The following is an 8,709-nucleotide window of genomic DNA, read 5'->3' on the forward strand; positions in this document are numbered from 1 at the left end:
CACGCGGACGCCGCACCGCCCTCGCGCACGGCCCCCCGGGGGGACGGCTCTTCTTGGACGGGGTGTGCAAAGAGACGGTGACGGATGGGTCACCGGACCGATACCGTGCCACCAGTGACTACCAACGGGTAAGGAACGGCATGAGCGCGTACCGCATCATCCTCGTCGGCACCGACGGCTCGGACTCCTCGTTCCGCGCGGTGGACCGGGCCGCGCAGCTGGCCGCCGCCACCGGCGCGACCCTCCTGCTCGCCTCGGCCTACAGCCCGATGCCGGAGCGCGAGCGCGCCAGCGCCGCCGACCGGCTCGGCGACCTGGCGTACAAGGTGCAGGGCTCCACGCCCGCCGACGACGCGCTGCGGGCGGCCCGCGAGCGGGCGGTCGCGGCGGGCGCCACCGACATCGAGCAGGTCGCCGTCGAGGGCGACCCGGTGGACGTCCTCGCCAAGCTCACCAAGGAGCGCGAGGCCGATCTCGTCGTCGTCGGGAACCGGGGCCTGAACAGCCTCGCCGGCCGCATCCTCGGGTCCGTCCCGGCGAACCTGTCGCACCGGTCCCCCTGCGACGTGCTGATCGTCCACACCACACCGAAGGGCAAGTGACCCGCCGGCCCCGGGCGGCCGCGGGGCGGAGACCAGATTGTGATCCGGGTTCCGCCCCTGGCGTACGGCGCCGGGGTCTGGCTCGTGAGGGGTGGGGTAGGTCAGTGTCAGGACGTAGGCTGACAGCCACCGATCATGAGCGGGGCCCCCGACCCCGGGAATGGCGCCCCCGTCGGTGACGCTGTACCAGGGCGTCGGAAGGAGGCAGCGCGTGGTCGAGCTCGAAAGCGTGCCGGAACTCGTGGATCCGGTGCTCGTGGCCGCCTTTGAGGGGTGGAACGACGCCGGGGAGGCCGCCAGCGGGGTGATCGCGCATCTGGAGTCGACCTGGGAAGCGGTGCCCATCGCCGAGCTCGATCCCGACGACTACTACGACTTCCAGGTCACCCGCCCGATCGTGGAGATGGCCGACGGGGAGACCCGCGGGATCACCTGGCCGACGACGCGGGTGTCGTGGGCGCGGCTGCCGAGCGGCAAGGACGTGGTGCTGCTGCACGGCATCGAGCCGAACATGCGGTGGCGGTCGTTCTGCCGCGAGCTGGTCGGGCTGATGCTGGAGCTCGGCATCCGCAACGTCGTGCTGCTGGGCGCGCTGCTGGCCGACGCGCCGCACACCAGGCCGGTGCCCGTCACCGGCGCCGCGTCGGAGGCGGGGCTGGTCAGCACGCTGCACCTGGAACCGGCCCGCTACGAGGGCCCCACCGGGATCCTCGGGGTGCTGCAGGACGCGTGCGCCAAGGCCGACCTCGACACGGTGTCGCTGTGGGCGGCGGTCCCGCACTACGTGGCGCAGCCGCCGTCGCCGAAGGCGACGCTGGCGCTGCTGCGCCGCGTCGAGGACCTCCTCGACGTGACCGTCCCGCTCGGTGAGCTGCCGGAGGAGGCGCGCGCCTGGGAGCACGGCGTGAACGAGCTCGCCGAGGAGGACTCCGAGGTCGCCGAGTACGTCCGGACGCTGGAGGAGCAGAAGGACGCGACCGAGCTGCCGGAGGCGAGCGGCGACGCCATCGCCCGCGAGTTCGAGCGCTATCTGCGGCGCCGCGACCCGGGGCGGGGCCCGGCGTAGCGTTACACTCGGCCGCGTCCCGTTTCTCGGTGATGGCCCGCGCACGCCGCGAAGTGCGCCGATCATGATGTCTTTCCTTCTGGAGGGCGGTAGCGCCCCGCGCCGGTGAGCGCCCGGACGCGCGGCGGGCGCGCGGGCGGCCCGGCGATCCGGGTCCGCCCCGAGCGCGAGCTGCGCCGGCAGCGCCGCCGCCGCTCCCATTCCTGCTGGGACCATCTCATCGCCGCGCCGCTGTGGCCGCTGTACGGCGCGAACCTGGGGACGCTGCTGCGCACCTGCGACGCGGTCGGCGCGTGCCTGGCGGTGCCGCGGTACCCGTGGGTGCCCGAGGCGCTCGAACGCGGCAACACGCTGCGGCGGCCCGCCTGCGTCCACTGGGTGGGCGACCCGCTCGGCTGGCTGGAGCGGCAGCGGGAGGCCGGCTCCCGGGTGGTCGGGGTGGAACTGGCGGACGAGGCGGTGCGGCTCGCCGACCTGCCCGCCGCGCGGGTCCGGACGGTCGCCGTGCTGGGGCATGAGCGGACCGGCATCCCGGCGGAGGCGCTCGACCTGCTGGACCTGGCCGTGGAGATCCCCATGGTGGGCGGCGGCAGCAGCCTGAACGTCGCGGTCGCCGGGTCGCTCGTCCTCTACAAGCTCGCCGGGCTGCTGTGACGGGTCACAGGGCGACGCCGAGGAGCGCGTCGGCGATGGCCGCGGCCTGGGCGGGGGCCCGGTCGTCGGTGCCGTCGTGGGCGGCCCAGTCGTCCACGGCGGCGAGGGCGGCGGGGGCGTCCAGGTCGTCGGCGAGGTGGCCGCGGACCGCGGCGGCCAGCGGCGCGGCGGGCGGCCCGGAGGGGCGGGCGGCCGCGGCCCGCCAGCGGGCGAGGCGGGCCGCGGCTGCGTCGAGGTCGCGGTCCGTCCATTCCCAGTCGGCGCGGTAGTGGTGGGCGAGCAGCGCCAGCCGGATCGCCATCGGGTCGGCGCCCGCCTCGCGCAGCTTCGACACGAACACCAGGTTGCCGCGGGACTTCGACATCTTCTCGCCGTCGAGGCCGACCATGCCGGCGTGGACGTAGGCGCGGGCGTGCGGGCGCTCGCCGGTGGCGACCTGGGCGTGCGAGGCGCTCATCTCGTGGTGCGGGAAGGCGAGGTCGGAGCCGCCGCCCTCCACGTCGAACGCCATGCCGAGGTATTCGACGGAGATCGCGGAGCATTCGACGTGCCAGCCGGGGCGGCCCTCGCCGAACGGCGAGTCCCAGCCGGGCTCGCCGGGGCGGCGCGCCATCCACAGCAGCGGGTCGAGGGGGTCGCGCTTGCCGGCGCGGCCGGGGTCGCCGCCGCGCTCGGCGAACAGCGCCGCCATCTGCTCGCGGTCCAGGCGGCTGACGGTGCCGAAGGCGGGGTCGGACGAGACGGGGAAGTAGACGTCGCCGTCGACGGCGTAGGCGGCGTCGCGTCCGCGCAGCTTCTCGATCATCTCGACGACGAGCGGGATCGCCTCGACCGCGCCGATGTACCGGTCGGGCGGCAGGATCCGCAGCGCGGTCATGTCCTCGCGGAACAGCTGGATCTCGCGGTCGGCGAGGGTGCGCCAGTCCTCGCCGGTGTCGCGGGCGCGTTCCAGGAGCGGGTCGTCGACGTCGGTGGCGTTCTGCACGTACAGGACGCGGTGCCCGAGGTCGCGCCAGACGCGGTTGACGAGGTCGAACGCGAGGTAGGTGTTGGCGTGGCCGAGGTGGGTGGCGTCGTAGGGGGTGATGCCGCACACGTACATCCGGGCGGTGTCGCCGGGGGCGGTGGGGCGCGCCGTGCCCGTCGCGGTGTCGTGGAGGGCGAGCGGACGGTCGGCGGCGGGCAGGCCCGCGTCGTGCAGGCTGGGGACTTCGGAGGCGGGCCACGATCGCATACCGAAAGCTTATCCATGCCCAGGCAGCGGCTTTACTCCGAGATCACCGCGGGCCTCCCCGGGCGCCCGGTCAGCTGAGGCGGACGCGGGGGTCGAGGACGGCGTAGCCGATGTCGACGAGCAGGTTCGCGACGGTGACCGAGAACGTCACCAGCAGCGTCACCCCGATGATCACCGGGGCGTCGCCGTCCGCGATGGACTGGTACACCAGCTGGCCGACGCCCTGCAGCCCGAACACCTTCTCGGTGACGATCGTGGAGCCGATGAGGGCGCCGAGGTCGATGCCGAGCTGGGTGACGACCGGGGTCAGCGCCGCCCGCAGCGCGTGCCCGCCGACGACGCGGCGCTCCGGGAGGCCCTTGGCGCGGGCCGTGCGGACGTAGTCCTCGTCCAGCACGTCCAGCATCGCCGCGCGGGTGAGGCGCGTGTAGGCGGCCATCATGAGGAACGCCAGCGCGAAGCACGGCAGGACCATGCGGCGCAGGAAGTGCTCCTGCAGGGGCGGGCCCGCCTCGAACAGGTGCACGCCGCCGGCGCCGAGCCCGGCGGTGAACAGCGACAGCAGCGCAAGCGCCATCACGAACGGCGGCGTGGACAGGCCGGCGAGGACGAACACGGTGACGGCCCGGTCCCACGGGCCCCGCGCCCGGGACGCGCCGGTGACGCCGGTGGCCACGCCGCCGGCGAACCACAGGACCGCCGCGCCGGACACCAGGCACAGGGTGGTGGGGAGCCGGGCGCCGATCAGCGCGGTGACGGGCGTGCCGTTGACGTAGGACTCGCCGAGGTCGCCGCGCGGCAGCCGGGAGAGGAACCGCCAGTACTGCACGAGGAGGGGCCGGTCGAGGCCGAGGTTGCGGCGGATCTGCTCCAGCGTCCCGGCGTCGGCGCGGGGCCCGCCGATGAGGCGCTCCACCGGGACGGGCGAGACCCGCAGGACCAGGAACGTCAGGGTGGCCACCAGCCACAGCACGGCGGCCGCGTACAGCAGGCGGCGGACGGCGAAGCGCGCCACGGCCGTCACCTCCCGGCGGCGCGGCCGCCGCGCGGGTCGAGGGCGTTGCGGACGCCGTCGCCGAGCAGGTTGAACGCCAGCGTGGTGGCCAGCAGCAGGGCGCCGGGGACGGCGAGCAGCCACCAGGCGGTGCGGAACACCTCGCCGCCCTCGCCGAGCATCGACCCCCAGCTCGGCATCGGCGGCCGGATCCCGACGCCGAGGAACGACAGGGTCGCCTCCGACACGATCGAGGCGGGGACGAGCAGCGAGGTCAGCACGGTGATGGGGGCGGCGAGGTTAGGCAGCACCTCGGTGGCCATGATGCGGGCGTCGGACGCGCCTAAGGCGCGGGCCGCCTCGATGAACTGCTGCTGCCGCAGCGCCAGCACCTGCCCGCGGATCGTGCGGCCGTAGGCGGCGAACGAGAAGAACGCGATGACGAGGACCGTCATGGCGAGGCTCGCGGGGGGCGAGGAGATCTGGAACGTGGCCGCCAGCATGATCGCGACGAGCAGGTAGGGCAGCGCGAGGACCATGTCCATCAGCCGGGACAGCAGGGCGTCCAGCGCGCCGCCGGCGAACCCGGCGAGGGTGCCGGCGACGGTCCCGGCGGCGGAGGCGAGCGCGGCCGCGCCGATCCCGGCGGTCAGCGAGACGCGCGTGCCGTAGGCGGCGCGGACCAGGACGTCGCGGCCGAGCTGGTCGGCGCCGAGCGGGAACTCGGCGCCGGGGCCGCGGGGCCGGCCGCCGGCGTCCAGCCCGGTCCGCGGGAACGTCGCGTCGTAGGGGTGGCCGGTGAGGTGCGCCCACAGCGGGGCGAGCGCCGCGAACGCCGTGATCAGCAGCAGCACGGCGAGGGACGCGACGGCGGGCCGGTCGCGGCGGAACCGGTCCCACGCGAGCCGGGACGGGCTGCGGCTCTGCACCGGCCGCGGCGGCGCCGCGGCGGGCGGGTTCCGCGTCTCGAGCCCGGCGTAGCCGGTCATGAGAACGTGACCTGGTTGAGGTCGTAGGCGCGGTACTGCGGCATGTAGCGGGCGCCGTGGACGCGGGCGGAGTGGAAGACCGGGGTCCGCTGGTTGACGAGCGGCACGACGGCGGCGTCCTCCATGATGCGGTGGTCGGCCTGCGCCCAGTAGCCGGCGGCGGCGTCGGCGTCGCGGGCGTCGAGCGCGTGGTCGATGAGCCGGTTGACCTCGGGGTCGTTGAAGCCGCCGTAGTCGCTGGAGTTGGGGCCGTAGTGGCGGCCGTCGAACAGCGGGACGATGGTGGCGCGGCCGTTGTTGCCGTACCAGTCGGGCACCCAGCCGGGCACGGCGATGTCCCACTTCCCGGCGCGGGCCCGCGCGGGGGTGACGAGGGTGGTGCGGTAGAAGGCGCCGTCGGTGTCGGGTTCGAGTTCGGCGCGGATGCCGCAGGCGGCCAGGTCTCCGGTGACGGACCGGGCGATCTGCGGGTGGTCGCCGCTGAGCCGGTAGGGGAACTTCAGCGTCAGCCCGTGCGGGTACCCGGCTCCGGCGAGCAGGTTCCTGCATTTGCCGGGGTCTCCCCTGCCGGACGGCGGGTACAGGGCGAACTCCTGGTGGCCGATGCTGTGCGGCGGGATGACCTGGTTCAGGATCTCGGCGATGTCGGGGCCGCCGAAGATGCGCACGATCGCGGCCTTGTCGACGGCGTAGCTGATCGCCCGCCGGACGTCCGTCCGGCCGAGCGCGCCCCGGTTGCGGGGGCTGAGGGTGTTGAAGACCAGGTAGGGGTCGAGCGCCGACCCCTCCATGATCGCGAAGTCGGGGTCGTCGCGCAGTTCGGGGATCTTCGCGGCCGGGACGGGCTGGTCCCAGGAGAGGTCGGCGGCGCCGCTCTCCAGCAGCCGCTGCACCTCGTCGGGCGACTGGTGGCCGAGGGAGATCTCGATGCGGTCGGGGTTCTGCTCGCGGATCGGGTCGGACCCGGCCCGCCAGGTCGGGTTCTTCTCCAGGACGTACGCCTTGCCGGGGGTGTAGGAGGCGATCTGGTAGGGGCCGTCGGAGATGATGTGCCGCCGGAACGCGGGGCTGTCGGGGATGTAGCGGTCGTACTCGGCGGGCGCCGCCGCCGCGAACTCCAGCGCGAGGAGGCTGGTGAAGTCGCTCGCGGGCCGGTTCAGCCGGATCACGAGGGTCCGCGCGTCCCTGGCGACCAGGCCGGGGACCTTCGCGGTGCGCCGGTACCGGGCCATCGCCGCGGCGCTGCGCGGGTCGACGCGGGCGTACCCGGCGCAGAACTCCGCCATCCCGGCGATGGTCTCGATGTAGTACGCCTTGGCGCCCGACGGGAGGGCCGGGTTGCAGGTCCGCTCGATGCCGCGCACGAAGTCGGCGGCGGTGACCTCCCGGGGCGGGCTGGTGTTCCACAGCACGCCGCCGCGCAGCCTGATCGTGTAGGTGAGGCCGTCCCGGCTGAGGCCGCCGTTGCGGACGGTGGGGATCTCCGCCGCCACGTCGGGCCGGACGGTGACGGCCTCCTGGAAGTCGTTGGACGCCCGGTACCCGAACAGCGTCCGGGCGAACTGGTGGACGAGCAGCCCGCCCCAGGTGGTGTACACGCTCGCGGTGTCGAGGTGGTCGACGTCGGACGCCCCGGCGACCCGCAGCGTGCCGCCGGTGACGCCCCGGTCCTCTCCTCCGCAGCCCGCCGCCAGCAGCACCGCTGCGAGACACGCCACCACCGAAGATCGCATTAAGTAGTCAATTTAGCACCCAGGGTCATGCCGCCGCAGCCGCAAACCGGGACTACAGCACCCGGGTCCAGGCGCCCTCCTCGCCCGGGGCGGCGGAGAAGTCGTACCGGACGCGGTCCCCCAGCGCGACGAGGCTCACCGACGTGGTCCCCCACACCCGCCCGTCGCCGAGGTCCAGCAGCGGCAGCAGCGCCCGGTGGTCGGCGCGGGGCAGCCCGTCCCCGTTCAGCAGCGGCAGCCACGCCCCCCAGGCCGACTCGACCGGCCCCTCCCCGGGCTCGGGCCGCGGCGCGGCCGCCAGCCGCGGCCGGAAGTACGCCAGCCGCGCCGCCATGTAGGCGTCCTCGGTCTCCCCTTCCAGCTGCCCCTCGCCCTCCAGCCCGCTGTTGACGATCACGTGCAGCCCGGGCCCGAGCTCCCGCTCGCTGAGCGCCTCCCCGTCCCAGCTCCACAGCCGCACCCGGTCGGGCTCGGCCCCGACGAGATGGAACGGGTCGAAGACGGCGAGATCCAATTCCCCCAGCTTGCCCTCCGCCGCGACCCGCAGCGGCAGTTCCCCCCGCGACGCGCGCGCGGCCTCCGGCGCCATCCGCCCGCGCCCGTTGAGCACGACCGCCACCCGCGGCGCCTCCGGCTCGACCGCGAGCCACGTCCCCCCGGCCCGCAGGTCGCGCCCCCCGACGACCCCGGGCCGATCAGCCCAGTGCCGCCCGGGCCCGACCCACTCCCGGGCGACGAACTCGTCCCGCACCCCCACCACGAGCACGGGCACAGAAGAAGAGGGCTCCACACTGACGACCGCGGTACACACCCCCCAATTCCAACACCCCGCCCATTTCCCCCCACCCCCGGGTCCACCACGCCCCCCGCAGCCGCCCTAGGACGAGCACAATTCACACCCTCTCGGACCAGACCCGGGCCGCAGCGCAGACCGAAGCAACCACCACGGGCAGGCACACGCAGCGGCCATCCCCGCCAAACCGGGCGACCGCAGCAACACGTCACAAACCCGCACGGTCGCAACAACCCACACCGCGGCGTGAGGATCGACGGGCTCACTGACAGGGGCTCCAGAGGCGCCCACACGACTGCGGACGCCTCTCGGATGAGCACAATTCACACCCTCTTGGACCAGACCCGAGCCATGGCGCAGACCGAAGCGGCGGCCACGGGCAGGCACGCGGAGGGCGCTCCAGCGCCCGGAGCGGGCATGCCCGGCGACGCAGGCGACCACAGCGACGCCCCACAAACCGCAACAGGCACAGCAACCGCAACAGCGGCGCGAGGATCGCCTGCGTCGCAAACGGGGGTTCCAGGGGGTCGCCCCCTGGGCCAACACAGCCGCCTCTCGGATGAGCACAATTCACACCCTCTTGGACCAGACCCGAGCCATGGCGCAGACCGAAGCGGCGGCCACGGGCAGGCACGCGGAGGGCG

The 8,709-nt window shown here is 74.3% G+C and carries 8 protein-coding genes; 3 read left to right on the forward strand and 5 right to left on the reverse strand.

The genetic code is table 11. The features are described from left to right. The first annotated feature begins 140 nt into the window (after positions 1–140). From ABTW95_RS28080 to ABTW95_RS28090, 3 genes are all read left to right on the forward strand, one after another. Positions 141–602 (forward strand): universal stress protein, encoded by a 462-nt coding sequence (locus ABTW95_RS28080; RefSeq protein ID WP_396446722.1) that lies wholly within the window; start codon positions 141–143, stop codon positions 600–602. 211 nt (positions 603–813) lie between these two features. Beyond that, positions 814–1,668, forward strand: coding sequence for a PAC2 family protein (locus ABTW95_RS28085; RefSeq protein ID WP_396446721.1), 855 nt, complete (start codon positions 814–816; stop codon positions 1,666–1,668). Between the two features lie 105 nt (positions 1,669–1,773). Further along, positions 1,774–2,322 carry a TrmH family RNA methyltransferase gene (locus ABTW95_RS28090; RefSeq protein ID WP_396446719.1) on the forward strand — a complete coding sequence of 183 codons (549 nt, stop codon included), beginning with the start codon at positions 1,774–1,776 and terminating at the stop codon, positions 2,320–2,322. A 4-nt stretch (positions 2,323–2,326) separates the two neighbouring features. Here the strand turns inward: ABTW95_RS28090 and mshC are convergent, their stop codons facing one another. The 5 genes from mshC to ABTW95_RS28115 all read right to left on the reverse strand — a co-directional run bounded on the left by mshC (position 2,327) and on the right by ABTW95_RS28115 (position 8,083). Then, positions 2,327–3,556, reverse strand: coding sequence for a cysteine--1-D-myo-inosityl 2-amino-2-deoxy-alpha-D-glucopyranoside ligase (mshC, locus tag ABTW95_RS28095; protein ID WP_500227839.1), 1,230 nt, complete (start codon positions 3,554–3,556; stop codon positions 2,327–2,329). 70 nt (positions 3,557–3,626) lie between these two features. Next, the gene (locus ABTW95_RS28100) at positions 3,627–4,571 is read right to left on the reverse strand and encodes an ABC transporter permease (RefSeq protein WP_396446717.1); all 945 of its coding nucleotides are present in this window, start codon (positions 4,569–4,571) and stop codon (positions 3,627–3,629) included. 5 nt (positions 4,572–4,576) lie between these two features. Then, on the reverse strand, positions 4,577–5,539 hold the full coding sequence (locus ABTW95_RS28105) for an ABC transporter permease (protein WP_396446716.1): 963 nt from the start codon (positions 5,537–5,539) through the stop codon (positions 4,577–4,579). After that, on the reverse strand, positions 5,536–7,257 hold the full coding sequence (locus ABTW95_RS28110; protein ID WP_500227840.1) for an ABC transporter substrate-binding protein: 1,722 nt from the start codon (positions 7,255–7,257) through the stop codon (positions 5,536–5,538). The genes ABTW95_RS28105 and ABTW95_RS28110 overlap by 4 nt, the downstream gene beginning before the upstream one ends. A gap of 67 nt (positions 7,258–7,324) precedes the next feature. Next, on the reverse strand, positions 7,325–8,083 hold the full coding sequence (locus tag ABTW95_RS28115) for an NRDE family protein (RefSeq protein WP_500227841.1): 759 nt from the start codon (positions 8,081–8,083) through the stop codon (positions 7,325–7,327). Positions 8,084–8,709: the final 626 nt, after the last annotated feature.

Source organism: Spirillospora sp. NPDC127506, assembly GCF_040302145.1.
Lineage (GTDB): Bacteria > Actinomycetota > Actinomycetes > Streptosporangiales > Streptosporangiaceae > Spirillospora.